At 73.4% G+C, this 26,060-nt stretch carries 19 protein-coding genes; 6 read left to right on the top strand and 13 right to left on the bottom strand.

From position 1 onward, the window contains the following. The 4 genes from AB0N02_RS18780 to AB0N02_RS18765 are packed head-to-tail and all read right to left on the bottom strand — an operon-like array spanning position 1 to position 6,413. Entirely contained in the window at positions 1-1,782 is a 1,782-nt protein-coding gene (locus tag AB0N02_RS18780; protein ID WP_363947792.1) for a hypothetical protein, read from the bottom strand. Beyond that, positions 1,769-4,336 carry an AAA family ATPase gene (locus AB0N02_RS18775; protein ID WP_363947790.1) on the bottom strand — a complete coding sequence of 856 codons (2,568 nt, stop codon included), beginning with the start codon at positions 4,334-4,336 and terminating at the stop codon, positions 1,769-1,771. Before AB0N02_RS18775 ends, AB0N02_RS18780 begins: the two co-directional genes overlap by 14 nt. Then, positions 4,333-5,724, bottom strand: coding sequence for a hypothetical protein (locus tag AB0N02_RS18770; protein ID WP_363947787.1), 1,392 nt, complete (start codon positions 5,722-5,724; stop codon positions 4,333-4,335). Before AB0N02_RS18770 ends, AB0N02_RS18775 begins: the two co-directional genes overlap by 4 nt. A gap of 23 nt (positions 5,725-5,747) precedes the next feature. Next, on the bottom strand, positions 5,748-6,413 hold the full coding sequence (locus AB0N02_RS18765) for a 4Fe-4S single cluster domain-containing protein (protein WP_363947784.1): 666 nt from the start codon (positions 6,411-6,413) through the stop codon (positions 5,748-5,750). A gap of 323 nt (positions 6,414-6,736) precedes the next feature. On the opposite strand from AB0N02_RS18765, the gene AB0N02_RS18760 reads away from it, so the two are divergent. Beyond that, the gene (locus AB0N02_RS18760; protein ID WP_363947781.1) at positions 6,737-8,161 is read left to right on the top strand and encodes a DUF4407 domain-containing protein; all 1,425 of its coding nucleotides are present in this window, start codon (positions 6,737-6,739) and stop codon (positions 8,159-8,161) included. Positions 8,162-8,632: 471 nt separating this feature from the next. On the opposite strand, the gene AB0N02_RS18755 is transcribed toward AB0N02_RS18760, so the two are convergent. Then, positions 8,633-9,661: a hypothetical protein gene (locus tag AB0N02_RS18755; protein WP_363947779.1), complete on the bottom strand. Its 1,029-nt coding sequence runs from the start codon at positions 9,659-9,661 to the stop codon at positions 8,633-8,635. Between the two features lie 16 nt (positions 9,662-9,677). Continuing rightward, the gene (locus tag AB0N02_RS18750; protein ID WP_363947776.1) at positions 9,678-10,511 is read right to left on the bottom strand and encodes a hypothetical protein; all 834 of its coding nucleotides are present in this window, start codon (positions 10,509-10,511) and stop codon (positions 9,678-9,680) included. A gap of 116 nt (positions 10,512-10,627) precedes the next feature. On the opposite strand from AB0N02_RS18750, the gene AB0N02_RS18745 reads away from it, so the two are divergent. Beyond that, the gene (locus AB0N02_RS18745) at positions 10,628-11,734 is read left to right on the top strand and encodes a hypothetical protein (protein WP_363947773.1); all 1,107 of its coding nucleotides are present in this window, start codon (positions 10,628-10,630) and stop codon (positions 11,732-11,734) included. A 157-nt stretch (positions 11,735-11,891) separates the two neighbouring features. Here the strand turns inward: AB0N02_RS18745 and AB0N02_RS18740 are convergent, their stop codons facing one another. Both AB0N02_RS18740 and AB0N02_RS18735 read right to left on the bottom strand, forming a co-directional pair. Continuing rightward, positions 11,892-12,995, bottom strand: coding sequence for a hypothetical protein (locus AB0N02_RS18740; protein WP_363947771.1), 1,104 nt, complete (start codon positions 12,993-12,995; stop codon positions 11,892-11,894). Beyond that, the gene (locus AB0N02_RS18735; protein ID WP_363947769.1) at positions 12,992-13,828 is read right to left on the bottom strand and encodes a TauD/TfdA family dioxygenase; all 837 of its coding nucleotides are present in this window, start codon (positions 13,826-13,828) and stop codon (positions 12,992-12,994) included. The genes AB0N02_RS18740 and AB0N02_RS18735 overlap by 4 nt, the downstream gene beginning before the upstream one ends. A 185-nt stretch (positions 13,829-14,013) precedes the next feature. Between AB0N02_RS18735 and AB0N02_RS18730 the strand changes: the two genes are divergently transcribed. The 3 genes from AB0N02_RS18730 to AB0N02_RS18720 all read left to right on the top strand — a co-directional run bounded on the left by AB0N02_RS18730 (position 14,014) and on the right by AB0N02_RS18720 (position 18,251). Further along, complete coding sequence (locus AB0N02_RS18730) at positions 14,014-16,188, top strand: hypothetical protein (RefSeq protein WP_363947766.1); 2,175 nt, start codon at positions 14,014-14,016, stop codon at positions 16,186-16,188. A gap of 216 nt (positions 16,189-16,404) precedes the next feature. Next, entirely contained in the window at positions 16,405-17,229 is an 825-nt protein-coding gene (locus tag AB0N02_RS18725; RefSeq protein ID WP_363947763.1) for a hypothetical protein, read from the top strand. Between the two features lie 104 nt (positions 17,230-17,333). Continuing rightward, positions 17,334-18,251 (top strand): ADP-ribosylglycohydrolase family protein, encoded by a 918-nt coding sequence (locus AB0N02_RS18720; protein WP_363947761.1) that lies wholly within the window; start codon positions 17,334-17,336, stop codon positions 18,249-18,251. Here AB0N02_RS18720 and AB0N02_RS18715 read toward each other — a convergent pair. Next, on the bottom strand, positions 18,228-18,617 hold the full coding sequence (locus AB0N02_RS18715; protein ID WP_363947759.1) for a hypothetical protein: 390 nt from the start codon (positions 18,615-18,617) through the stop codon (positions 18,228-18,230). The genes AB0N02_RS18720 and AB0N02_RS18715 overlap by 24 nt on opposite strands. A 219-nt stretch (positions 18,618-18,836) precedes the next feature. On the opposite strand from AB0N02_RS18715, the gene AB0N02_RS18710 reads away from it, so the two are divergent. After that, complete coding sequence (locus AB0N02_RS18710) at positions 18,837-20,291, top strand: amino acid permease (RefSeq protein WP_363947756.1); 1,455 nt, start codon at positions 18,837-18,839, stop codon at positions 20,289-20,291. Positions 20,292-20,320: 29 nt separating this feature from the next. Here the strand turns inward: AB0N02_RS18710 and AB0N02_RS18705 are convergent, their stop codons facing one another. From AB0N02_RS18705 to AB0N02_RS18690, 4 genes are read right to left on the bottom strand one after another with little or no spacing between them, the layout of a single operon-like run. Then, on the bottom strand, positions 20,321-22,243 hold the full coding sequence (locus tag AB0N02_RS18705) for an FUSC family protein (RefSeq protein ID WP_363947754.1): 1,923 nt from the start codon (positions 22,241-22,243) through the stop codon (positions 20,321-20,323). Positions 22,244-22,261: 18 nt separating this feature from the next. Next, positions 22,262-24,400, bottom strand: a complete 2,139-nt coding sequence (locus tag AB0N02_RS18700; protein ID WP_363947751.1) for a xanthine dehydrogenase family protein molybdopterin-binding subunit — start codon at positions 24,398-24,400, stop codon at positions 22,262-22,264. Next, positions 24,397-25,383, bottom strand: coding sequence for a xanthine dehydrogenase family protein subunit M (locus tag AB0N02_RS18695; RefSeq protein WP_363947749.1), 987 nt, complete (start codon positions 25,381-25,383; stop codon positions 24,397-24,399). The genes AB0N02_RS18700 and AB0N02_RS18695 overlap by 4 nt, the downstream gene beginning before the upstream one ends. Beyond that, positions 25,380-25,895 carry a 2Fe-2S iron-sulfur cluster-binding protein gene (locus AB0N02_RS18690; RefSeq protein ID WP_363948018.1) on the bottom strand — a complete coding sequence of 172 codons (516 nt, stop codon included), beginning with the start codon at positions 25,893-25,895 and terminating at the stop codon, positions 25,380-25,382. Before AB0N02_RS18690 ends, AB0N02_RS18695 begins: the two co-directional genes overlap by 4 nt. Positions 25,896-26,060 lie beyond the last annotated feature (165 nt).

Here is a 26,060-nt window from a genome sequence, read left to right as displayed (position 1 = left end):
TCATTCGGTGTCGGGTGTCGGGAAGAGAAAGGGGTGTGCGGGCGGCGAGAGCATCCCGAGCTCCTTGGCCAGGGTGTGGGCATCGGTCTCCGCCAGCGGGGTCAGCCGGGTGAAGCCGATCTCGTGCCAGGCCTCTCCCGCCCGCCGCGAACCGCCGACGACGGCCACTCCGGCCGCTCCGGGCTCCTCCTGGAACCTGCCGAGCAGGCGCCGCCAGTCCCTGAAGGACGGGCAGGGCAGCGCGTCGGCCACGGCCGACCCTCGCTGGCTGCCGACGTGGGGCTGGCGCTCGCCCACGGTGACGAGGATCGGCCTGCGCCCGGGGTCGCGGCCGGGCAGGCGCCGGACCAGCTCGTACAGCATGTCCTCGATCGGCGCCACCGCGGAGACCGCGGGGGACGGTTCGAGCTTCGCCAGGGTGTGCAGGGCCTCCCGCGGGGTTCGCAGCCACGCGCCCTGGACCACCCTCCGGTTCCGCGCCCCCCGCTCGAAGAGGTGGTCGGTGTAGCCGAACACCGCGACCCGTCCGTGGCCGGGCTCGGTGTCGGTGCCGGCGACGGCTTGGAGGAGCTCCCGTGTCCAGCGGAGCCTGGCCTCGACCTGCCCGGCCGCGCCGCCGAGCTCGACCGCGCAGATCAGGTCGAAGGGCAGGCCGCTCGGGTCGAGGCGGCCGGGGAGCGCCGCCAGCAGGGTGTCCCATTCGACCGGCTCGACCGCGTCGCCTCCGGTCAGCTCCATGTCGACCTGGCCGGGCCCGCGCAGCAGCAGGCGCAGCTCTGCGCGGGCCCCCGGTTCCAGGCGCGTCGCGCCCACCGCCACCGGGAGCCAGCTTCCGGGCGTGGATCCCCCGGGGACGACGACCGCGAGGGCGAGCCGCTGGAAACGTCCTCGCGGCCCGCGCACCCGCAGGCCGACCCGGCGCGCGCCGTCGCCGCCCGCGGAGAAGACCTTCCTGGTGAACAGCCGGACGGCCCCGGTCGACGGGGTGATGCCGCTCAGCACCAGGTGGTAGTCGTGGCGCAGCGGGGCCTCCGACACGAGCACGGACAGCAGCCTGCGGGCGGGCACCTCCACCGCCCCCTCCGCGACCCGCGCGTCGGGGAGGCGCTCCCGCAGTGCCCGCAGCGCGCGGGCGGGCAGCGGCCAGCCGGGCGCGCCGTCGACCAGGAGCGTCCCGGTCCGCGCGCCGTGCGAGGCTGGCACCTCCGGGAGGCCGAGGTCGGGGGCCGGTTCGGCGCCCCGCCATCCCCCGGCGAGCTGGAACCTGCGTTCGTCGGGATCGGCGGACAGGCCGGTGAAGACCCGTTCCCAGCCGAGCCGGGCGATCCGGCGGGAAAGGCGGGGGGCGCCGAGTTCGTCGGCCCGCACCTCCTCGACGTCGAGGCCGTCGGCCCCGCACTCCACGACCCTGACCAGGTCCAGGCCGCCGTCGACGAGTTCGGCGAGCATCCGGGTCAGCGGCTCGTCGGCGGTCACGGCCGCGCCCCGCCTGCCGGACAGCGTGCGGCGGGCCTCCTCACGCTCGGCGGCCGACGGGCTGTCGCGGACGAACCTCTCGAAGCGTTCGGGGCGGCCCGTCCCCTCCCCCGCCCTGAGCGCGGGCGCCAGGTCGAAGCGCACCCGCGCGGCGCGCAGGCCGGCCGCGTACTCCTCCCGGTCCCGCTCCCCGAGCCCGCCCAGACGCCACCCGCCGGACAGCTGCCGGCCGCAGCGGGCGCACGACGGATCCTCCCTCGCGGGGGCGCCGCAGACCGGGCAGGCCTGTTGCTCACCTGAACTCATCGGGCACGTCCTCGGGAAGCAGGGTGTCGAGATCGGCGTCCGGCAGGTCGACGACCCGGCCGGCGAGCCGGGTTTTCGTCTGTTCGAGCAGCTTGCGTACGGCCCTGCCGTTGGCGAAGTCGCCGGGCCCGGCCGCGCGCCGGTCCTCCAGGACGGCCACGGCCCGTCGCACCGTCTCCGGTGGCGCGGCGAACCCCTGGGCGCGGGCCATGGCCAGGAAGATCTCCCCGAGCTCGCCGGCGGTGTAGGAGGGGAAGGAGACGTGGTGGGTGAACCGGTCCCGAAGGCCCTGGTTCGCCTCCAGGAAGCGCTCCATGTCCTCGGGGTAGCCGGCGGCGATGACGGTCAGCCGCTCGCGGTACTGCTCCATCTCGCGGGTGAGGGTGTCGACGGCCTCGGCGCCGAAGTCCTGCGGGCCGCCGCGGACCAGGCTGTAGGCCTCGTCGATGAACAGGACGCCGTCCAGCGCCTCGGCGACGCGTTCCTTGGTCATGGGGGCGGTCTGCCCGATGTAGCCCGCGACGAGGTCGGGGCGGGTGACCTCGACGACATGCCCCTTGCGCAGGAGCCCGAGCGCCCGCAGCATCGCTCCGACGAGCCTGGCCACCGTGGTCTTGCCGGTCCCGGGCGGCCCGAGGAACAGCAGGTGGGGCGGGGTGACGGTGCCCCGTCCCCGGCCCCTGCGCTGCTCCAGGCGGAGCCTGCCGACCAGGCCCGCCACGGCCTCCTTCACCGAGGACAGGCCGATCATGCCGTTGAGGTCGGCCATGAGGGACGCCAGGTCGGGGATCTCGTCGTCCAGGTGCGCCCGGCACCGGGGAGGCAGGTCCGCCACCTCCAGCGGCATCCCGACGTCCGCCCGCGTGCGCAGCGCCCAGTTGGTCATGATCTCGTCGGCGAGTTCCCGCATCTCCCTGGCGTTACCGAAGTCCCGTTCACGGACCTCGAACAGCCCCGTGACCGCCCTGGCCAGGTTCTTCTCGAACTCCGGTCCCCAGTGCAGCCCCCGGTCACCGAGACCGGCCAGCGCGATGGCCTGGAGCGTCGCGGGCTCGTAGTCGGGGAAGAGCAGCACGTTCGCCTTGGGGAAACGGCTGCGCAGTCCCTGGTTGGCGTCGAGGAACTCGTTCATCTTCTCCTCGTAGCCCGCGACGATCACGACCAGGCGGTCGCGGTCGTTCTCCATCCTGGCCAGCAGGGTGTCGATGGCCTCCTGGCCGAAGCCGTTGCTCTGGTCGCTGAGCTGGTAGGCCTCGTCCAGGAACAGCACGCCGTCCAGGGCCGCGTCGATCGCGGCGTTCGTCCTGGGCCCCGTCTGGCCGACGTAGCCCGCCACGAGGTCGGCCGCCCCCACCTCGACCACGTGGCCTCTGCGCAGCACCCCGAGGTCGCGGTACATGTCGCCGACGAGCCTGGCGACCGTGGTCTTGCCGGTCCCGGGCTTTCCCGCGAAGACCAGGTGGTGCGCCGGGACCTCGGCCCGGGCCGCGCGTCCCTGCGCCCGCAGCCGCGCCTGCGCGCACACCCGCAGCCGCAGCGCGGCCAGGTGCTCCTTCACGGCCTCCAGGCCGGGCAGCTCGTTCAGCCGTTCCCAGGCGTCGCGTCCGTCGCCGACCGCCGTGGTGACCCACGCGCGGCGCCTCAGCTCCGCGCCCGTCAGGGGGACTCCGTCCCGGAGCAGCGCGCGCATCCGCTCCTGCCAGACGCGCAGACCGGCGGGCTCGGCGGCCATGGCCCGCACGACGGCGGGCAGGACGTTCCAGTCTCCCTGGTCCAGCCCCTCCGTCACCCGGAGCACGTGGATCATCCTGGTCAGCTCGGCCTCGCCGGGGAATCCCAGCCTGCCGGCGGCCCGCGGGGCGATCCGCTCGCGTTCGGGGCTGAGCGTGTTGCGCAGCATCGGCACCGCGCCGAGCTGTTCGGCGAAGGTCCGCACCTCCTGCAGGAGGTAGGCGCCGAACACCAGGACGCACAGGTTGCCCGATCCGTCGCGCGGCTCGGCCCAGCCGCGCAGGACCCGGGCCAGCGCCGGGCTGTCCCGGAAGTGGCGCAGGGTCTCCTCCGCGTGCGGGAACACCACGGCGGTGCGGACGTCCCGCTGCCGCATGAAGTGGTCGAGCAGCACGAGGGCGTGCGTGTCGGCCAGCGCGCGGCGCGGTCCCGCCGTCTCGTCCTGGCGGGGGGCGCCGATCTCGGTGATGACGCGCGTGCCCATCGGCCCCCTCAGGCCGGTGGTCATCGTCCGCCGGGCGCCCTGGGCCGCCGCCTGGCGGGGAGCCGCGGACGGCGGTTTCGAGGCGCGCCACGAGGCCCGGTCGAGGAAGTAGACCGGGTCCCGGGGCTTGCTGAAGACGATGCGCCCGAAGCCCGCCCCGCTCAGGATCTCCCAGAGGGCCTCCTGGACGTTGCGCGTCCTGTGGTCCTCTCCGACGAAGAGGTCGTCCACGCCGGGGCCGTACAGGATGGCGAAGGGGTGGGCACCGTCGAGGTCGACCCCGGCGAACCTGTCGGTGATCCGCGAGACGATCCGCGAGTCGCTCACCCTCTCGCTCACCCGCCCGCCCCCTGTGCCCGCGCGCCCGCGGCGGAGGGGCCGGACGCCTGCCCGGCCGTTCCGGGACCGCTCTGGGCGCGCAGGAGGTCGAAGTCGGCCTGCCGGGGGTCGGGCTCGTCGCGTTCGGCCACCGGGGTCTCCACCTTCAGTCCCCGCGACTTGAGGCTGTCGGCGATCACGTGGGCGCGTTCCGAGCGTTCGTCGTCGCTGGCGGTGTCCGTCTCGTACGACAGCAGCCGCAGCGCGCAGTCGGCGGAGTCGTCGGACTCGGGTGAGACGTCCACCACGATCTCACTGCCGTTGGGGTGCCTGAGCTTGGCGTAGAAGGCGTTGCGCTCGTCGCCGCCGCCGTAGGTGGAGTCCTCCAGGGAGTATCCGCTCTCCTCGTCGAGCGTGCGCACGACCAGGTCGGCGATGTTGACCCGCACCTGGGAGGAGCGCAGCGCCAGGTCCGCCCGCTCGACGATCCCGGTGAGGCGCTCGGCGAACGCGGGGGCGTGCTCACCGGCGATCTTCCTCAGCTCGGCCAGGTCGAGGGGGGTCGCGTCGTCGGCGACCCGGTTCAGCGCGGCGTCGAGCTCGTCTCCGAGCCGGGACAGGCCGCCCTTGGACCAGAAGTCGACGTCGAGCTCGATGTCGTCGAGCGCCGTCCCGTCCTCGGCGAACACCGGCAGCCGCACGCTGGCCCTGATCCGCTCGCGGACCGTGGTGAGGGAGTCGCGGGCGTCCAGGAGCGCCTCGCGCCACTCCCGGTCGCGCAGCTCGATCTCGACGCGCAGTTCGCGGAGCCGGTGGTATGCCTCCTGCGCGCCGGCCAGCGCGGGACCGCCCATTCCGGCGTCCAGGTGAGCCTGCGCGGCGGCCAGCCTGGCCTCGAGATCCGCGAGTCTGCCCGGGGCGAAACGCTCGTGCGGCAGGCGGTCGCGGATGACGTCGTGCATGAGCCGTCCGTCGGCCAGGGTCCGCCGCGCCGCCTCGGACTCCCGCGCCTTGTCGTCGCGGAGCGCGGCGAGCCCCTCGTCCACCCTGCGCAGTTCCGACCGCAGGGCACGCTCCTGCTCGGCGAGGAGTTCCCTGGTCTCCCTGCGGATCTCCTCGCGGGTCGTGCGGAGCGCCTCCCGCATGCGGGCGCTCTGCTCGCGCAGCCGCCGGTTGGTCGCGCGCTCGAACTCGCGCGCGCGGTCGCTCAGTCCTTCGAGCGCCTGCTCGACCTCCCGCTGGCGGCGGTCGACCTCGCCGAAGGCCCGCTCGATCTCCCGCTGGTTCTGCTGCCGGACCCGGGAGATCATCTCGGGCAGGTCGCGCCGGACGTCCCGGAACCTGGCCGCCTCGCGCTGCACCCGGGCCCATTCGCCCTGGTCGACCGAGATCCTCTTCACTCCGCTCACGCTGTGCCCCTTCGCTTCGCAGCTCACTGTGGCCCCTCGTCTGACGAGATCGTGGAAACATGCCGCCCGGGACGGCCGGTGAGCAGTCCGAGCGCCGGTAGCAGGCCCGCGGGGGGAATCCCGACGACCTGCACGGTCGTGCCGCTCAGCAGGACGTCCGCTCCCCTCGGCCCGTGTTCGAAGTCGTAACCGACGTGCTCCAGCCGCCCGGTCAGGTGGTGGACACGCTGGTTGTCGCTGCCGCGCAGGCCGACGCCGCGGTCGCGGGAGTCCACGTAGCGGCCGTCGATGAGCACGTCCACCTGTGCCAGCAGGGCGCCGACGCCCGGCGAGGGCGGGCGCGAGCGGAGCCGCTCGAGGGTGTACCCGGTGAAGCAGATCAGCGAGAGGTCCCTCGTCCGGCGGGCGATCGTCATCGTCTCGGCCAGTGCCGCCGCCTGGATCATGGGCTCGCCTCCGGAGAAGGTGAAGCCCATGACGTCGGGATCGGCCAGCAGTTCCCCGGCGAGGGCCTCGGGGGAAAGGTGCCTGGCCGGTCGCCGGGGGATCCACTCGGGCGCCACACATCCCCGGCAGCGGAAGGGACAGCCCTGGACCCATGCGGCCGACCGCCGTCCCGGGCCCAGCCTCGTGGTGCCGACGGCGGTGGCCGCGAGATTGACCAACGGGCGGGAGCCTGCGTCGATCACATGATCACCCCCTGAAAGAGAGGTATCGAAAACCCCTGAAATCGATCTTCGATATGCGGGGGTCGCGGATCTCTTTCATCCGCCAGAACCACATACTAATGGCACACACCCTATTTTTGAAAGGGCCAGAAAAACCGTCGGAAACGCCACTCCGAACCCCGGACATCGTAATTCCAGGAATTCCAGACTTTCATGGAAGCGGCGAAATCATGGAGCCCGGCCAGACGTTTCACAACAGCAGGAATGATTGACCGGAGAAGGTGTTATTTTGCAGGGGAAAACCATCATGGATGGTTTACCGCCCCCGCGAAAGGGTGTCGATCATGCGCAGATTCCTGATCTGGCTTTCGGGCGCCCGCCCGGAGATCCTGCGTCGCTCCCCGGGCGACCGAGGCATGTACGAGGGCATCGGCGGCGCGGTGCTGACCACCGCCGTCCTGGCCGGGGTGTCCTTCGCCTTCGCCCTGACCATGGCGCTTCACGCGCCGCTGCCGGCGAGCATCGGGCTCGGCCTGCTCTGGGCCCTGGCGATCATGAATCTGGACCGGTGGCTGGTGGCCTCGATCCACCGGTCGAGGGCCTGGTGGAGGAACCTGCTTTTCGCGATTCTGCCGCGCCTGGCGCTCGCGGCCCTGTTCGGAGTGGTGATCTCGACCCCGCTCGTCCTGCAGATCTTCGACAAGGAGATCCAGATCGGGCTGACCACGATGCAGCGGGAGCGGGACCAGGCGTTCCGGACCGCTCAGGACAGAAGCGAGCTGGCCGTCCAGATCAGGGAGCTGACCGGGCAGGAGACGGCCCTGGAGAAGGTCCTGGCCTCCGGCGGGGCGAGCGGTGACCCGGGAGCCGATCCCGAGGTCGTCCGGCTCCGCGCCCTCGTCGACGCCCGGCAGAGGCAGGTCGACGAAATCCGCGACGAGAAGATCTGCGAGATGGACGGGACGTGCGGCAGCAAGGAACGCGGTGAGGGCCCGATCGCCAGGGAGCACGACAGGAAACTGCGCGAGGCCGAAAGACGGCTGGCCATGGCACAGGACGAGCTCACCGCCAGGCAGCGCGAGGTCGGCAAGCTGGACAGGCAGAGCCGCGGCAGCACCCTCAGCGCCACGAAGACCAAGCTCTCGGCGGTCAGGGCGAACCTGAAGGAGCTGAGGGCGCAGCGGGACGGGGAACTGGCCGCCTTCACCGAGAGGAACGGCGAGGCGGGCCTGCTCGCGCGGATCGAGGCCCTGGGCAGGGTCTCGGCCGGCAACGGCGGGCTGGCCGCCACCCGGCTGCTGCTCTTCCTGCTGATCACGGCCCTGGAGTGCATGCCGGTGCTGGTCAAGGTCATGCAGACGCTCGGCGAGCCCAACAACTACGAGAAGATCCTGCGGATGGAGGAGGACAAGGTGCTCCGCGTCCAGCGGGAGAGGATCCGCAACGAACAGGTCGCCGCGCTCATCGAGAACGACCGGATCACGAGCACGGCCGACCAGCTGCGCTCCGAGCGCGACCGGGCCATGCCCTCGGTGGTGCAGGCCCAGGTGAGGGACGAGGTCGAGGTCCGGACCAGGATCCAGGAGATGCGGCGCCGGAGCACCCTGGACGACCTGCGCGCCAATCCCGGGCGCTACGCCGACGCCGACGGCTGGCCGTACCCCCACACCCCGCGGGGGCACTACGACGACCCGCGTGACGGCGCCACCCGTGACGGCGACCCGCGTGACGGCGACGGCGGGGACGACGGCTCCGGGCCGCGGCGCTGACCCGCGCCGGGCGGCGTCGCGGGCGGCGTCGCGGGCGGCGGGCGAGCGTCCGGGCGGGATCGGAATTCCCGGTGCGGGCGGACGGTTCCGACCCCATGAGAAAATCCGGCACGGCGTCCGTCCCTAGCACACGACAACGGCGCCGGTGAAGCGCGGCGCCCGCCAGAACAACGGAGCGGCCGTGAAAGGGATCGGGGCGGCCGCGGACGATCGTCGCGCTTTCATCGCAGGCTCGACCGACCGGAATGGCGGAGGGGTCTCCCGTCGCGACACGAAACGCGACCCGGGCGGTGACGGCCCCGCGGAGACGATCGAACATCGGTTTCCCTTTGACGGAATGGCGCGGAAACCATGGAGCCCTGTTTCAGGGAGAAAAACGCCCCCGACGGCGTGGACGCCGCCGTCGCGACCTGTACGGCGTCCCGCACCGGCTCCGCGCCGCGCTGCCGGACGATCCGCCGGGTGACGCACTCAGCCCCCGGTTCGGTCCTCAAGGGAGTCCAGCCGACATCGCGCCTCGGCCCGATACAGGCTGCCGACCGGGAACCAGCGGTTCCTCTCCCTGACGGCGCGCCCGGCGGCCAGGCGTGCGCCGCCGAGGTCCCCCCGCCCTGCCAGGGCCGCCGCCAGCGCCAGCCACGGGCCCCCGGGGGCGACACCGCCGGACCAGTCGCCGGGCCGTACGGCGGCCAGCGCCACCGCCTTGCGCCCCGCCCGTTCGCCCGCGGGGAACATCCCGGCCAGCAGTAGTGCCTCGGCGCGCAGCAGCCAGACTCCCATGAGGTGCGAGTCGGAGTGGGCACGGCGGCCGGTGACGAAGGAGAGTGTCATCTCGGCCACGTTCATGGCCTGGTCGTGGCGGATGGGCGAGTCGGCCCCGTGGGCGGCGAGGCCCACGAGCGCCGCCCCCCGCATCTCCCTGGCCCGCCAGGTGAACAGGTGGTCGTCGCCGTGCAGCCGGGCCCGCCGGGTGACCTCCTGGTCGGCCAGGCCGTACGCCTGCCCGAGGTCGGCCTCCGGCGGCGGGCCGCCGTCCCCCGCGACCCGCGTGAGGCGCGCGCGCTCGACCAGGGCGGCGGCCAGGTCGAGCCGCGCGACCCCGGTCCAGTGGTCGTCGGACCTCAGCCCGGTCTCCCGGTTTCGCAGTTCGGCGGCCTGCGAGCGCACCGCCTCGTCCGGGTCCCCCGGCTCCGCCCGCCGGCCGAGCCATCGGTTCCTGGCCGAGACGATCTCCATCAGCACCGGGTCGAGCGGCGCGAGGACGTTCCTCGCGCTCGCGAGCAGTTCGGTCCAGGCCTCCAGCGACCAGTGGGCGGGGCGGTGCCCGCTGTGCGCCCGCTCGCACTTGGCCGCGATGAGAAAGCAGGTCTGGTGGCGGTCGCCGAGTCTGGTCACGGCCGTCTCGCGCAGTTCGTCGAGTTCGGTGGGGCCGCCGTCGAGAATCGTGTAGAGCTCCGCCCTCAGCCGGGCGGCCAGGTCGGGAGAGACTTCTTCGGCCACGGTCGGCCTCCTGTGGTCACGGGGCAGGGGAACCCGGTGGTTCGCTCGGATCGCACAGCGCCTCGCCGGCCACCCGGAGAAGGTCGACGGCCGCCAGGAGTTCGTCCCCGTCGAGGTGGGGATCGGCCAGGACGCCGGCGACGGCCTCCGCCAGCGTCGGCAGCGGGCGGGGCGCCTCCTCCAGCGCGGCCACCCGTTCCGACAGCTCCCGCTGAATCTCGCCGAGCACGACCTCGGGCGAGACGTGCAGTCCCCCGGCGGCCGTGGCGACCACCCGGCGCAGGAGGGCGAACGCCTCCGGCGGGGTGATCCGTCCCTCCAGGAGGACGAGCAGGTCCTCGACCGCGCAGATCGGCGGGGTCAGCTCCGCGGCCCGCATCAGGCCGCCGTTCGTCCCGGCGAAGTCGGCGAGCACGAGGATCAGCCGTTCGGCCGCGGCCGTCCGATCACGCCGGGCGCCCTCCAGCCGCCGCAGCCAGGTCTCCCGGTGCGGCCAGAACCTCCACATGACCGTCTCGTGGGCGAGCCTGCTGGTGGCCCAGCTCTGCGGATAGCACCCGGCGAGCTGGGGATGCGACCGCTCGAACCTGGACAGCAGCGAATGCCGGGCACTGGGGCCCGCGACGGTGTAAAGGGTGCTCATCGCGCTGTCCGCCGCCTCGACCACGCTCTCCTTCGTGGTGACGTGGCCGGCCTCGGCCAGGCTGCGAAACGCCCGGTAGTGGTGAACCTTGGTCTGCCAGTGACCTCGCTCCTTGAGGGTGCCGAGCAGCAGCTCCTCACGCCAGCGGCTGGCTGTACTCCCCCGAAGTCTCGCAATCGTGCCCATAACGCCCCGCTCTAGGTTCAAGGGGATCCTCCTCAAAAAATATAGCCAACTTTCCTCAGAGAAACCGCTACAAGTTGATATAACTTCACTCCTCGGGTTCGTGACTGACGCTCCCCCGGGACGGGCATCCTCCGCATGTGACGGAACCGTCCGTGTCCCCCTCCCGGCCCTCCTCCCGGCCCCTCTCCCATGACGACCTCGTCGAGGACCTGCGCGTCCTGCGCGAACGCGGCCTGGTCCGGATCCGGGAGACGCCGCTGGCCGCCCTCACCGAGGCCGCCGGGATCCACTTGGCCACGGACGAGCCGTCCCGCTTCGCGGTCGAACGCCTGCTGGCCGACGCGGTCTCCGGCCTCGGCGGCGGCAGCCTGGAGACCGCGGCCGCCTACACCTTCGGGCTCGTGCAGGGCACCCGGGACTGGCAGGCGGCCGACCGCCGCCGCCAGGCCGCCCGGGTGTACGGCGTGAGCGTCGAGCGGTTCCGCAAACACCAGGAGCGCGTCGTTCTCGCCCAGGTCGCCGAGCAGATCCTCGGTCTCTGCGAGAGGCGGGAGCGGCCCGCGCCCACGCGCGCCAGATACGTCGCCCGCTCCCAGGTGCTGCTCGACGCCGCGGGCGACGTCCGGGTGACGGTCCACGCGCGGCCGATCGAGCAGCTCACCGGAATCGACGTGCTCGTCTCCCCGGAGAACGTCTACATGGAGATGTCGAAGACCTTCAGGTCGTCGGTGTCGGCCGCGCTGCGCAGGGCCGGGGCCAGCAGGGGGGCCGCGGGCGAGATGGTGGAGGACACCGTCCAGCTGGAGCTGCTGCGGTGGATGGGCCGCCACGCCAGGGCCGGCCTGCCGGTCGCCCCCGGCACCGTCGCCGCCACCGGCCCAGGGGGTCTGGCCGCCAACGGCGTGCGGCGGATCTACCACGTCGCGGTGGCGGTCCCCGCCGTCGGGCGCGACGCCTACGCGGTGGAGCCCGGGAGCGTGAGCGAGGCCGTCCACCGCGTCTTCCGGCTGGCCACCGCCGAACGCGAGGACTTCTCCCCTCCCCTGTCCTCGCTGTGCTTCCCGCTGATCGGCACGGGCCGGGGCGGGCTGTCCCTCGAAACCGGTCTCTACTGGCTGTGGACGGCGATCGCCGAGAGCCTCGGCCGCCATCCGCGCTGGGCGATCCACCTGTCGGTGCCGCGCCCGGACGTGACCGAGAGGGTGCTGGAAATCCTCTCCGGCCACGGCGCGCGGCGGTTGTAGTCCCCGGGGTGACGATCCCGGCCTCACGATCCCGGCCTCATGGGTGCGCGACGTCCTGCACCGATGCGATTCTCCTGCCGGTCGAGCAGCCCGGCGAGGTGCGCGCGCTGCTCCGCACGGACGCGCGCCGCGATCTCGGCGGCGCCGACGGCAGCGCCTATCTCAACGGCGTGCTCGCCGGCCGCCGGGCCGTGGCCGGCGCGCTCTCCCGGGCCCGCTCCGTCAGGCGGGCCGCGGCGGGCGAGGCCGCGCACGCCGTCCGCCAGCGTGCCAGCAGCGCCGCGCGCAGCGACGGCGGAAGCGCGGAGTCCGGGGCCGTCCCGGCGAGAAGCCCGAGCGGTCCGGTGACGTAGGCCGCCGCGAGACATGGCAGCACCTCCAGTTCGGGAGAGGAGAAGCCGAGGGCCTCCTCCAGCGCGGGACGGGCCCCGGCGAGGGGGGTGGCGGCGAATCCGGGAAGACGGCCGATCCGTTCCAGCAGTCCCCGCCTGAGCCAGCGCGCCGCGACGTGCTCGCCGTTCCCGGCGCACTCGACGAGCGCGAGGATCTCCACCGCCATCGCGTACGCCTCGGCGTCGAGCAGGCCCGCCCCGAACTCGACGGACGGGCCGTCGCCCACCGCGCCGAGATGGTCGAGGTGGGCTCCGTCGTGGATGCCCCGCCACACGCAGCGCTGCCCCTCCGGCGCCCTGCGCGGGATGTCGGCGAGGACGGCGACCGGCCCGTCCCGGCCCGGCAGCCGCATCCAGGTGCGCCAGGCCGTACCGGCGTGGCGGGAGGAGACGCGCAGCAGCAGATGGCCTTGCCGGGGGGAGGGCCGGTATCTCTCCCCCCAGCGCAGGTGCGCGGCGGCCGAGTCCCGTGTCCGGGAGCCGCCCCCTCCTCCGACGGCGACCGCGTCGCAGAACTCGGCCAGGTGCGCGCACAGCCGCCAGACGTCCGGGGACACGGCGTCCACCGGGCCGCGGGACGACCTGGGGTAGCCGCCGGGAACCGGGCCGTGGGTCGCGCGCAGCGCGCGCAGTCTGGCGGCGGCCGGCCCGCCGTACCGGATGCCCGCCCCCGTCACGATCTCGTCGAGGCCGTCGAAGGCCCGCGGGACACCGAGGATCGCGCATCCCAGGGCGACTTCGGCCCATCCCCGCACGGTCCACGCCTCGGCCTCGGCCCCGTGGGCCGGAACACGTGTGGCGGCGACGGCGGCCGCGAGGGCCCAGGCACGGGCCACGCCGGGGTCACGGGTGAGGAGTTCGCGCGTCACGACGCCCACAGCCTCACGCGCAGCAGCAGCCTGCGCGGGTCGCGGAAGGAGGTGCGGGCGTGCAGGACGTGGTGGTTGTCGACGACCAGCAGGTCACCCGGCCGTTGCGGGAGGAGGACGGCGTCGCGGCTCCCGGCCAGGCACGAGGCGAACAGCGCGGCCGCCCGGCGGCGGGCCCTGCCGACACCGGCGGCGACGTTGTCCGCCCGCCACCGGACGGTGCCGTCTCCCGGCAGCACGGCGACCCCGCCGTCGTCACCGTCGCCGTCACCGTCATCGTCACCGTCGCCGTCGAAGCCGCCGTCCGAACCGTCCGATGAGCCGTCCGATGAGCCGTCCGATGAGCCGTCCGGTGAAGTGTCGGGTGAGGTGTCGGCCCGGGCGCCCGACGGCGGCGGGCCGCCGAAGATCTCCGGGACCGTCCACGACCAGCCGGGCCGGCTCAGCACCTCCAGGGCCCGCCTGCCGCCGTCGTGGCGCAGGAGGGCGCCGACGGCCGAGCCCGCGCTGAGGAGCAGCGTCTCCCCGCCGTCCGCGGCCGGTCTCACCGTGGCCAGGCACACGATGTCCTCGGGCCTGCGGTGATACTGGGCGTCGGTGTGGAAGGACGCCGCCCCCGCCCGCTCGGAGAAGGTGCGCGGCCCCTCGCGCCGGGGCCGGGGCCTGATCTCCCAGACCTCGCGGCCTCCGTCCCTGGCCGAGGGGACGCCGAAACGGCGGGCGACCTCCAGCACGGCGGCACCGGCGTCCGCGCCCAGGTCAAGACCCCGTATCAACGCCCATCCGTGGCTGGTGAGATGCTCCTTCGCGTCGGCTACGACGACCTCGCGCATGTTCGTCTCCTTCGAGCGGTGACCCTCCTCCCAGCCAACCGGGCCGGGCGACCGGCGGCCCGGTCGTCCACCGGTTGCTCTCGGGGCGTTTCCCGGTCATCATGCACAAGAGTCAGATTGATCGTTTACCGGAAACTTATCCATAGTGAGGTACAGTTTCCCGATCAGACCGAAGGGATACCGCGATGTCCGCGCAAGAGCGCAGGCTGGTCGCCGTGGCGGCGGCCTCCGCTTCCGCGTTCAGGAACAGCGACTACCATCTCGTCCGCGCGGAAGACGTCGCCGAACGGGTGCGGCTGCCCCGGGGCGGCAGCGGCGGCGAGGAACAGGGACGCAGCGCCGTCTGGCTCTACAACGAGGTCAAAAGCCGCCGCGTGCTCGTCTCACTCGCGCTGAAGCACACCTTCGACGAGTTCGCGGGCGACGAGTCCCCGCCTTCCGTGCCCGATTCGGTGAGCGGGGCGTCGGCCCTCGTGACGGCCGCGCTGGACCGCATCGCCCGCTTCCACCAGGTGGAGCGCTTCCTCGTGACGCAGGTCAGGCTCGGCATCGGCGACATCTCCACCTCGGAGAAGCGCTCAAGCGCGGCCTCGCCCCTGCCGCTGTGGCCCGACGGCCCCTTCGGCCGCGTGGCCGCCGCCGGATGGGAGGGACGGATCTCCGCCTACACCGCCTTTCTCGCGCCGCGCCTGGCGGCGGCGGCACGGGCGGTCGCCCTCCCCCGGGAGGGGTGGGCCGAGGAGTGCGCCGCGCGCCTGTCCGACCTCGCCTTCAGGGCGCTCGCCGACGATCCGGAGGGGCCGGTCGGCGCCCAGGCGGCCGCGCTGGCCGCCCACTGGTTCAGCCGTGACCTGGTACCGCTGGCCGGCGGCTGGATCGACGCGCTGCGCGCGGCCGAGGGAGGCATCGGGATCGCCGGCCGCAACGGAGACCTCCGCGTCAGGGCGGGCGCCCTGACCCTCGCCACACGCGTGCTGCTGGACAACACGCCGCTGCTGGCCCGGGCCGCGAGCGTGAGCGGCGAGCTCGGCGCGACACTGGAGACGATCACCGAGACCGACCCGTCGACCGGTGACGCCCGCGCCCTGTGCGACGCCACCAGCAGGCACGGCCTGGCGCTGCTGCGGTACGGGGACCTCCGCGCGGCGACCGGCCGGTTCGAGCGCTCCCGGCGCGCCGCGGAGGTCCTCGCCGCGGACGCCGATTCCTACGTCGCGCGGGCCGAGCACAACATGGCCGAGGCCCTCGCCGAGGGCGGGCGGCCGGGCGAGGGACTGCGCCTTCTCGACCGCGTCCTCGAGGTCCGTTCCGCCGGGGCGGCCACCAGCGGCGACACCGCCCCGTGGCGCCGCCTGACCATCACCCAGCAGACCAGGGCGCGGACCGTGACCAGGGCAGGCCAGGTCGTCAGGGGGCTGCTGCTGGCCGAGGAGACCCTGCGGGACAGGCAGGACCGTCTCGGCCACGACAACGTCAACACCACCTCGGCCCAGGTGACGGTCGCCGAGGCGCTCATCGCGGCGGGGCAGCCGATCGAGGCCAGGCGGCACCTGCTCGAGGCCCACATGCGTCACCTCAGGCTGCTGGCGCCGCAGGGATACTGGCTGCAGCACGACATCGTACGGCTCGCGCAGGTCGAGCTGCTGGCGGGCTTCCCCGGCGAGGCCCTGCGGATCCTGTCCCCCGCCGTCGTGATGTCGGAGTGGTTCGCCGAGAACGTCTCCCCCCGGCTGCACGCCGAGGCCGTCGTCCTCCGGGCGGACGCGCTGTCGGCGAGCGGCTCCCCGGACGCCGCGCTCACCGCGCTCACCGCGCTCACCGCGCTCGACGCGCTCGACGGGCCGGTCCGGCCTCCCCTCGTGGACGACTTCGACGCCATACGGCGGGCGGCCGAGCGGGCCAGGGCCGGGGCGCTGCTGCGGGCCGGCGCGGCCGCGGAGGCGGCGGCCACGCTGGAGACGCTCGCGCTCCTGGAGGCGGGGGTCGACGACGACCTTCCCGGCCGGGCGGAGACCCTGCTGCTCTCCGCCCGCGCGGCACGCGCGCTGCACCGCCCCGAGGAGGCCGGGCGGGCGGTCGCCGCGCTGCCGGGGACGGCCGAGGCGGGCCTGGACGACCGCCATCCGGTCGTGCTGGCCGGGCGCATGGAGTCGGCCCTGCTCCTGCTGGAGGCGGGGCGGATCGACGAGGTCCACCGGGAACTGGCCCCCCTGCTCGACCGGGAGCCGCTGGCCCACGGCAGGCCCGCGCTGGGCGACGGCCACCCCCTGCTCGCGGAGGCCAGGGCGCTGGCCGACCGGCTGGGGACGCGACAGGCCCCCGGCGTCTCCGGCGAGCGGCTGTGGGACGACCCGCTCTGAGCGACGGCCCTCTCCGGAGCGGCGTCCGGAAAGGGCCAATACTCAGCTTAAGAAAAATACATCTGAATATATGAAGTCAGGTGGAGTAGCCTGGTACGTGCGACGGCGTCCGCGGGGCGCCGCGAGCACCTGACAACTCGGGAGCCACCGGATGACTCGCCTTCCCTCATCTTCTCCGGCGGACGTCACGGCACCGGCCTGCCCCCCGGACCGCGGATGAACGGCTTACGACGGATGCGGGCGGACATCAGGGCCCGCCGCAACATCGAGGTCTACGCGCTCACCCTGATCACGCTGGTCTTCTCGCTGCTGTCGATCGTGAGCGACGTGCTCCCGGAGAACATGCGGTGGGGTGCGCTGCTGGCCGCCGTCGGGCTGCTCGTCCACCAGATCACCTCGCCGGGCGGCACGGTGGAGATCGCCGACCAGCTGCTCCACGACCGCTCCGCCTTCGACGAGACCCCCCTGTCCCGAAGGCTCAGGACGGCCCGGGAGGTGTGGGTGTTCGCTCCGTCGGCGGCCAACGTCCTGTCCGGCCCGACGGTCCAGGCGCTCCGCGCGCACGTGCTGCGCCACGAGGACGCGATCGTGCGCGTCGTCGTGCTCGACCCCGCCGGCGAGCCCGCCGTCACGCTCGCCGCCAGGCAGCTGGGCGAGCACCTCGACTTCCCCGTCCACGACTTCCGTTCCTCGCTCGCCGACACCGTGGGCAGGCTGAGACTGATGGCGACCTGGCCGGTCAAGGGCGCCTTCGCCTACCGGCTGCTCGGCTACAACCCGGGATTCAGCATGGTCGTCCTGGATCCCGGCGCCAAGGGTGGCACGGCGATCGTGGAGTTCCACGGCTTCCACAACGACACCTCCTCCTCCCGGATGCACCTGGAGCTCACCAGGGAGCGCAGCAAGCGCTGGTACCGCTACTGGATCGACCAGTTCGAGCACATCTGGGAGGCCGGCGCCCCCGACCGGCCCCCCGCCGGGAGCCCGCGCGACCACGGAGCGAGCGACGGCCGGGAAACGGGCGACGGGCAGGGAGCGTGAGGCGCCGCCGGCCGAGCCGATCGAGACCGTACGGCGCCGCCCCGGCGACGACCGTGACCGAACCCACCGAACGAGAGCAGGAGACCACGCCCCCCATGTCACACATGTCCCCCACGTCGCCGACCTCCCCCGCGCGAGCCGCGGCCTCCCTGCGCGGACTCTCCCTGGGCGACGCGCTGGGGGCCCGGCTCTCCGTCCGCCCCTACGACCACTTCCTCGCCGGCCGTACCCCGCCTCCCGGCACCTGGCGGTGGACCGACGACACCGAGATGGCCTGTTCCGTGCACCGCGTCCTGGCCGGCCACGGCTCCATCGACCAGAGCGCCCTGGCCGCGAGCTTCGCCGAGCACCACGACCCGGACCGGGGCTACGGCGCGGCCACCGAACGGATGCTCCATCTCGTCCGCTGCGGCGCCGACTGGGAGCCGCTCGCCGCCTCGGCGTTCGGGGGCAGGGGGTCGTGGGGCAACGGGGCCGCCATGCGGGTCGCCCCGCTCGGCGCCTGGTTCGCCGGTGACCCCGAGCGGGCCGTACGGCAGGCCGCGCTGTCCGCACGGGTCACCCACACGCACCCGGAGGCCGTCGCGGGGGCCGCCGCCGTGGCCGCCGCGGCCGCGATCGCGGCATGCCCCGTTCAGGCCGCGTCCGACCTGCCGCCCGATCGCCGGTCCGACCGGCTGCTCGGCCAGGTGCTGGAACACCTGCCCGCGGGCCTGGTCAGGGACGGTGTCGCCGAGGCCCGCCGGTTGCTGACCGTCGACGACCCAGGCGTCGCTGCCTCCGTCCTCGGCAAGGGCGGCGAGGCGGGCGCGCACGACACGGTCCCGTTCAGTCTGTGGGCCGCCGCCAAGCACCTCGACGACTTCGAACAGGCATTCTGGACGAGCGTCCAGCCGGACGGGGACACCGACACGATCTGCGCGATCGTCTGCGGGATCGTCGCCGCGCGGGTCGGCCCCGGCCGCCTGCCGCGTGCCTGGACGGAGTCCTGCGAGCCGTTACCCTCCTGGGCCCTCCTCTGAGCCGCTCGCACGCGGTCGCTCCGCCTCGGGGTCGTCGTCGTCGACGTCGAGCGGAGCGTACTCCTCGGGCCAGTCGGCGGGGTCGAGGAGCTGTCGCACGGCGGCGTTGTCGAAGAACGCGTTGAAGGCACCGATCACCCCCTCCCCCAGTGGCCGGAAGACCTCGACCACGGCCTGGGTGTGCGTGCCGACCTCCTGTAACAGCTCCTCGACGAGATGCGGCAGGGGCGGTGTCGGCAGTGCGAGCCGCGGCCTGGGCGGAGGCTTCTCCGGTGGTGCCCAGCGCATGGAGTCCTCGCTCATGGCGAGCCATTCGTCGACGACTCCGTCGATGGCGTCGAGCACGTGATCGGGATCGCTCGGCATGGCGTCTCCCCCCGTGTCTCGGGATTCGATAACACGACGGTACCGCGCCCGGCCCCGGGCACGACAGAGCGCATACTCCCATCGAGGCCGCTTCCACCAGCGGATACGCCCTCTCCGGCGGGCCCCGTCCCCGGAATAAGCCTCCTCCAAGGGGGTAGGAGCCTCCCGCTGGGATCGGGTCAGGTCGTCCGCCGTAGTCGTCGTGCGAAGGGAAGCGCCATGGTCAGGCCACGGTCGGGCTCCGGCGTGCTTCGCCGCAAGCCCATCGAGCACATCGAGGAGCCGGAGGGCGGCGGGAGCGAGCAGCTCACCCGCGTGCTGGGGCTGTGGCAGCTGACCGCGATCGGGGTCGGCGGCATCATCGGCGCGGGCATCTTCACCCTCGCGGGCACCGTGGCCAACGGCGTGGCCGGTCCCGCCGTCGTGATCTCCTTCCTGATCGCCGGAGTCGCGAGCGCCGCGGCGGCGTTCTCCTACGCCGAGTTCGCCGGGCTCATCCCGAAGGCCGGATCGGCCTACACCTACGGCTACGCGGTCCTGGGCGAGATCGTGGGCTGGTTCATCGGCTGGGACCTGCTGCTGGAGTACACCGCGATCGTCGCGGTGGTGGCCATCGGCATCTCGGGCTACTTCTCGTTCCTGCTCGGCGACCTGGGCGTCCAGATACCCGCGTGGATGCTGGGGGCGCCGGGGACGGGCGAGGGGCACCGGGTCGACCTGTTCGCCGCGGTGCTGTGCCTGCTGATCGCCTACCTGCTGAACCTCGGCATGAAGAACGCGGCCAGGTTCGAGATGGCGATCGTCGGGCTGAAGGTCGCGGTGGTGCTGCTGGTCATCGTGGTCGGTTTCCTCCACATCAACACCGCCAACTACATCCCCTTCTTCCCCTACGGCATCGGCGGCGCGATCACCGGCGCGGCCACGGTGTTCTTCGCCGTCTTCGGCTACGACGCCATGAGCACCGCGGCCGAGGAGTCCAAGGACGCCCAGCGCCACATGCCCAAGGCGATCGTCTACTCCCTCGCCATCTCGATGGTGCTGTACGTGCTGGCCTGCCTGGTGCTGACGGGCATGCAGAAGTACACCGAGATCGACAAGGAGAGCGGGTTCTCCAGCGCCTTCAAGGCCGTCGGCCTGCAGGGCCTGGCGAACGTGATCGCGGTCGGGGCGATCATCGGCATCCTCACCGTCATGTTCACGTTCATGCTCGGCGTGAGCCGCGTGTGGTTCTCGATGAGCCGCGACGGGCTGCTGCCCCACTGGTTCGCCAAGACCCACCCGACACGGCACGTGCCGACCCGGGTGACGTGGATCGTCGGCATCGCCTCCGCGATCATCGCCGGGTTCCTGCCCATCGTGCAGGCGGCCGAGCTGACCAACATCGGCATCCTGCTCGCCTTCGTCGTCGTGTGCGCGGCGGTGATCGTGCTGCACTACCGGCGTCCCGACCTGCCGCGGACCTTCCGCTGCCCGGGGAAGCCCGTGGTGCCGACGGTCGGCATCGTCTTCTCGCTCTGGCTGATCACCTTCCTGCAGTGGGAGACCTGGGTGCGCTTCGCGGTGTGGTTCCTGATCGGCCTGATCGTGTACTTCGGCTACTCCTACCGCCACTCCGCCCTGGCCGGGGCCGAGCCCGCGGCGCACGGGGGCGGGACGGCCGCCGGCGACGGCTGACGGCCCGGAGGCGGCGGGGACGGCGCGGGTCAGCAGCTGTGGCGGCCGGAAACGGTGTCGCGCAGGCCCTGGACGGCGGAGTTCACCCGCTCCAGCGACTCCTCGCCGGTGAGGTCCGGCTCCCTCGGCGGGTGCCCGGCGCGGACGTCGGCGGCGATGTTCTCCAGGGACGTCACCACGGCCCGGACGGCCTCCCGCGACGGCGGCGGCGCGCCGTGCTCGGTGCGGGCGACGGTGGCGGCGGTCGCGTCCGCGACCCGCTCCAGCGCGGTCATCGCGGGCATCCACGTGGTGATGCGCCTGCTGACCACGGGAGGTTCGGTCACCGCCCGCTGGAAGACCGTCCGCAGGTCGGCCAAGGCGTCGTAGACCCGGTGGCGCAGCCGGGCCCTGCCGGTGTGCTCCCGGTCGAAGGCGTGCCTGAGGTAGTCGGCGGTGGCGGCGACCGCGTCGGCGAACCTCGGCCCGACCGGCGCCTCCCAGCTCGCGGGCCACGGCAGGTATCCCAGCAGCAGGACGATCAGGCACCCGGCCAGGGTGTCGACCAGCCGGATCTCGGCCAGCCTGGGGCCGCCGTGGGTCAGCAGGTCCACCAGCAGCAGGACCAGCGGAGCCTGGAAGGCCGACATGATGCCCCAGTTGCGCTGCATGCCGTACGGCAGCAGCGCCGCGAACACCGCGATCGGGGCGAGGATCGCCGGGCCGTACGGCACGGCGGCGAGGACCACGAGACCGATCAGCGTGCCCGCGAGGGTCCCGAGGGCGCGCTGCACGGCACGGGCGAACACCGATCCGAAGTCGGGTTTGAGCACCAGCGCGACGGTCAGCGTCGTCCAGTAGGACCGCTCCAGCCAGCCGAGTTCGCTCACCGCGCTGGCGGCTCCCATGCAGAGCGCCAGCCTGGCCGTGTAGACGCGGGTCAGGTGGCCCGACCACATGTTCTCCCAGATCTGGGCCGGCTTTCCCCGGCGCCCGATCCGCTCGTAGGGCAGTTGCTCGCCCCTGACGTCCCCGCCGGAGACCAGCTCCACGGCTCCCTCGACGGCGGAGCTCAGCGCCCGCGTCGCGGGCGAGTCGCCCTCGCAGCCCGGGGGCTCCGGCGGCGGCCGCCCCTCGGCGAGCGAGGCGGTGACCTCGGCGACGGTCGCGGCCGTCCCGCCGGGCGGCTCACGCCTCTCCTGGTCCAGCGAGATCAACGCGTTGCGGATCAGCGACGCCTGGTTCAGCAGCGCGACCAGGCGGGTCCGTTCGGGATCGGTTCCCGCCGCCGCGGACCGGGCGCCGAACACGGTGTCGTAGGCGTTCCTGAGCGCGGTGTCGAAGAGCGCCATGGCCTCGGCGCCGCGGTCGTCGAACAGCCGGCGGAGCACCCGGTAGGCGGTGATCACCGCGGCCTCCTCCGGCGCCCGGGGGTGCAGCGGCCAGTCGGCCAGCCCCAGCACGAGCGCCCACACCACGCCGAGCAGGAACATCAGCGTGTTGGTCCCCGGCGGCCCCGGCAGCGGGATGCCGGTGCCGAGCACGGTCATCACGAGGAGCTGGAGCCCGGCCGTGGACCCCGTGGCCCCGGCCGTACTGATCAGCGCCGAGACCACCGAGAGGGCGACCACGACCAGCACCACCCACCAGCCGTGGCCCCGGACGAGGGCTCCGGCGAGGTAGCCGAGCGCCCCGGCGAGCCCGGTGGCGCCCATCCTGATGATCCTGATCCGGTAGGACCCGCCCCGATCGGCCAGGGCGGTGCCCATGGCCCCCATGGACGGCAGTATCCCCAGCGAGATCCGCCCGGCGGCCAGCCCCGCCAGCAGCGGGGTCACCACCGCCAGGGCCATGCGCAGCATCGGCCACCACCGGGGGGCGGCGGGCGCGGGCCGTACGGTCTCCACCAGCCAGCCGGGCGCCGCGTCGGCGAGCCTGCCCGCTGCCCGCCGGAAGAGCCGCGCGGGAGACACGAGGCACGGCCCGCGCGCTCAGCGCACGAGCTTGTCGAGACGGATGGGCAGGTCGCGGACGCGGACGCCGGTGGCGTGGTGAACCGCGTTCGCGACGGCCGCCGCGGTGCCGACGATGCCGATCTCCCCGATGCCCTTGGCGCCCATCGGGTTGAGGTACGGGTCGTCCTCCTCGATCCAGACCGCCTCGACGTCCCGCACGTCGGCGCAGGCGGCGACGTGGTACTGGGCGAAGTCGTGGTTGAGGTAGTCACCGAACTCGCGGTCCATGACGCTCTCCTCCAGCAGGGCCATCGACATGCCCATGGTCATGCCGCCGATGAACTGCGAGCGGGCGGTCTTCGGGTTGACGATCCGGCCGGCGGCGAACACGCCGAGCAGCCGCAGCACCCGCGTCTCCCCCGTGTCGGGGTCCACGCCCACCTCGGCGAACTGCGCGCCGAAGGCGTGCTGCGCGAAGCCCGGCCGGGCGCGGACCTCCTCGGCGGTGTCGGCGGAGCCCTCCAGGCCGTCGGCGGGCGCCTCTCCGCCCGCGCGCTCCAGCTCCTCGGTCAGCGCCTCGCAGGCCCGGACCACGGCGGTGCCCCACGAGGCCGTGCCCATCGAACCGCCCGCCAGCGGCGCGGCGGGCAGCGCGCTGTCACCGATCTCCACCGTGACCCGCTCCGGCGAGACGCGCAGCGCGTCGGCGGCGATCTGGGTCAGGACGGTCCTGGCACCGGTGCCGATGTCGGCGGCGGCGATCCGCACGGTGAAGGTGCCGTCGGGCTCGCGGCGGGCGCTCGCCCGGGAGGGACGGCGGTAAGCCGGGTAGGTGGAGGCCGCGACGCCGGTCCCGACCAGCAGCCCGTCCCTGCGCCTGGTCCCCGGTTCGGGGTCGCGCCCGGCCCAGCCGAACCGCCGTGCCCCCTCGCGCAGGCAGGCGACCAGGTTGCGGGAGCTGAACGGCAGGCCGCTCTCCGGGTCGACGTCCGGCTCGTTGCGGATCCGCAGCTCGATCGGGTCGATCCCGCAGGCGGCGGCCAGCTCGTCCATCGCCGACTCCAGGGCGAACATGCCGGGTGTCTCGCCGGGGGCGCGCATCCAGGCGGGGGTGGGGACGTCGAGCCTGACCAGCCTGTGGGTGGTGCGCCGGTTGGGCGCGGCGTACATCATCCGGGTGGGCGTGGTGGTCTGCTCGGCGAACTCCCGGATCCTGGAGCTCTGCTCGAAGGCGTCGTGGACGATCGCGCTCAGCCGTCCGCCGACGTCGGCGCCGAGCCGTACCCGCTGGATCGTCGGGGTGCGGTAGCCGGTCACCGCGAACATCTGCTGCCGGGTGACCGCGAGCTTGACCGGGCGCCCCGAGTGCTTGGCGGCGAGCGCGGCGAGCACGACCGGCGACAGGGGCATGCCCTTCGACCCGAAGCCGCCGCCCACGTGCGGGGAGACCACCCGGACGTTCCCCGGCGGCAGGCCGAACAGCGGCGCGACGATGTCGCGGACCGAGGAGGCGCCCTGGGTGGAGTCGTAGAGGGTCAGCCCGTCGCCGTCCCACACGGCGACCGTGGCGTGCGGCTCCATCGGGTTGTTGTGCTCGGCGGGCGTGCTGTAGGTCTCGTCGACCACGACCTGGGCGGCGGCGAGCGCGGCATCCGGCTCGCCCTGCTCGGTGTCGGCGGGATAGAACGGGTTGACCCGCTCGGGGCGGTACATCTCCGGGTGGTCGGCGCGCAGCTCGACGTCGTGTTCCTCGGGCTCGTAGTCCACGCGCAGCAGCCGGGCCGCCTCCCTGGCGCTCTCCAGCGTCTCGGCCACCACGACCGCGACGTACTGTCCCCGGTAGGCCACCCTGCGCGACTGGAGCACCGACAGCTCGGCGTTCTCGGCGGGGGCCAGCCTGGGGGCGTTGCCGTACCAGATGGCGGCGATCACGCCGGGATACTTGACCGCGGTGTCGACGTCGACCGCGCGGATCTCCCCCCTGGCGATGGTCGCCTGCACCGGTACGGCGTAGGCCAGATCGTCCGGGGAGTACTCGAAGGCGTATCTGGCCCGTCCCGTCACCTTCTCCAGGCCCTCGACCCGGTCGAGCGCCGAGCCGACGGACGGCCGGGCCGCAGGAGGCGCCGTGGTGGTCGCCGTGCTGGTCACCGTGGTGGTCGCCGTGCTGGTCATGGTGTCTCCACGAGGTCGGTGAGGGTGCGGACCAGCACGTTGCGGGCCAGGGGGACCTTGAACGCGTTGTCGCGTAGCGGGCGCGCCCCGGCCAGCTCCGCGTCGGCCGCCCTGGCGAACTCGGCCTCGACGGCCGCGGAGCCGCGCAGCGCCGCCTCTGCGGCCTCGGCCCGCCACGGCACGTGGGCGACCCCGCCGAGCGCGATCCGGCAGTCGCGCACCACGCCGTCGGCGACGTCGAGCGCCACCGCGACCGAGACGACCGCGAAGGCGAACGACGCCCGGTCCCTGACCTTGCGGTAGCGCGAGCGGGCCGCGAACCGCAGCGCGGGCACCTCGACCGCGGTGATCAGGTCTCCGGGGTCCAGCACGGTGTCGCGCCAGGGCTCCTCGCCCGGCAGCCGGTGCAGGCCGGGCATCGGCACGGTGCGCGGGCCGTCCGCGCCCTCCACGTGGACGACCGCGCCGAGCGCGGCCAGCGCGACCGCCATGTCCGACGGGTGGGTGGCCACGCAGGCGTCGGAGTGGCCCAGGATCGCCAGGTTTCGGTGGTCGCCCTCGCGGGCCGGGCAGCCGGTGCCGGGCAGCCGCTTGTTGCAGGGTTTGGTCACGTCCTGGAAGTAGGGGCAGCGGGTGCGCTGCAGCAGGTTGCCTCCGACGGTGGCCGCGTTGCGGATCTGGCCCGAGGCTCCGGCCAGCACCGCCTGGGCGAGCATCGGGTGGCGGCGCCGTACCAGGGGGTCGGCGGCCAGGTCGCTGTTGCGCGCGCCCGCGCCGATCAGCAGGGCGCCGTCCGGCGTCTCCTCGATCGTGCCGGGCAGGAGTCTGCCGACGTCCACCAGGACGTCCGGGGAGGCCACTCCCAGGCGCATCAGGTCGACCAGGTTCGTGCCGCCCGCGAGGTACACGGTGTTGGGCCGTTCGGCGCAGGCGGCGACCGCGGAGGGCGCGTCGGTGGCCCGCAGGTAGGAGAAAGGCCTCATCGCGCCACCTCCCCGATGGCCGCGACGATGTTGACGTAGGCCCCGCAGCGGCACAGGTTGCCGCTCATCCGCTCGCGGATCTCGTCGTCGTCGAGCGTGACGCCGCCGTCCGGCGGGACCCCGGCGGCCAGGTCGCGGGTGACCGCGCTCGGCCATCCCGCCGCCGCCTCGGCCAGCATGCCGACCGCGGAGCAGAGCTGGCCGGGGGTGCAGTATCCGCACTGGAAGGCGTCGTGTTCGACGAACGCCGTCTGCAGCGGGTGCGGCCCGTCGTCGTCCGCCAGCCCCTCGACCGTGACGATCTCCCGGTCGTCCAGGGTCACGGTCAGCGCCAGGCAGGACTTCACCCTTCGCCCGTCGACCAGCACCGTGCACGCCCCGCACTGGCCGTGGTCGCAGCCCTTCTTCGCCCCGGTCAGGCCGAGCCGCTCGCGCAGCGTGTCCAGGAGCGTCTCCCGGGTGTCCACGGTGATCGGGTGACGGTCCCGGTTGACCGACAGCAGGAGATCCATCGTGATCGGAGCCGGTGCGTCCGATCCTGTGGTGTGCGCTTCACCTTTCACGGGCGCTCTCCTACCCACTCAGCCGCCCCCGTATCTCCGGGTTCACGGACGGGCCCTCTCCCCGTACCGTCATGAAAGTCCCAGGTCAGACGGCTCCCTCCGGCCGATGAGCCC

Origin of the sequence: Streptosporangium sp. NPDC051022, assembly GCF_040683035.1 — a bacterium.
Classification (GTDB): domain Bacteria; phylum Actinomycetota; class Actinomycetes; order Streptosporangiales; family Streptosporangiaceae; genus Streptosporangium.
This window is presented reverse-complemented; position numbering and strand designations above follow the sequence as displayed.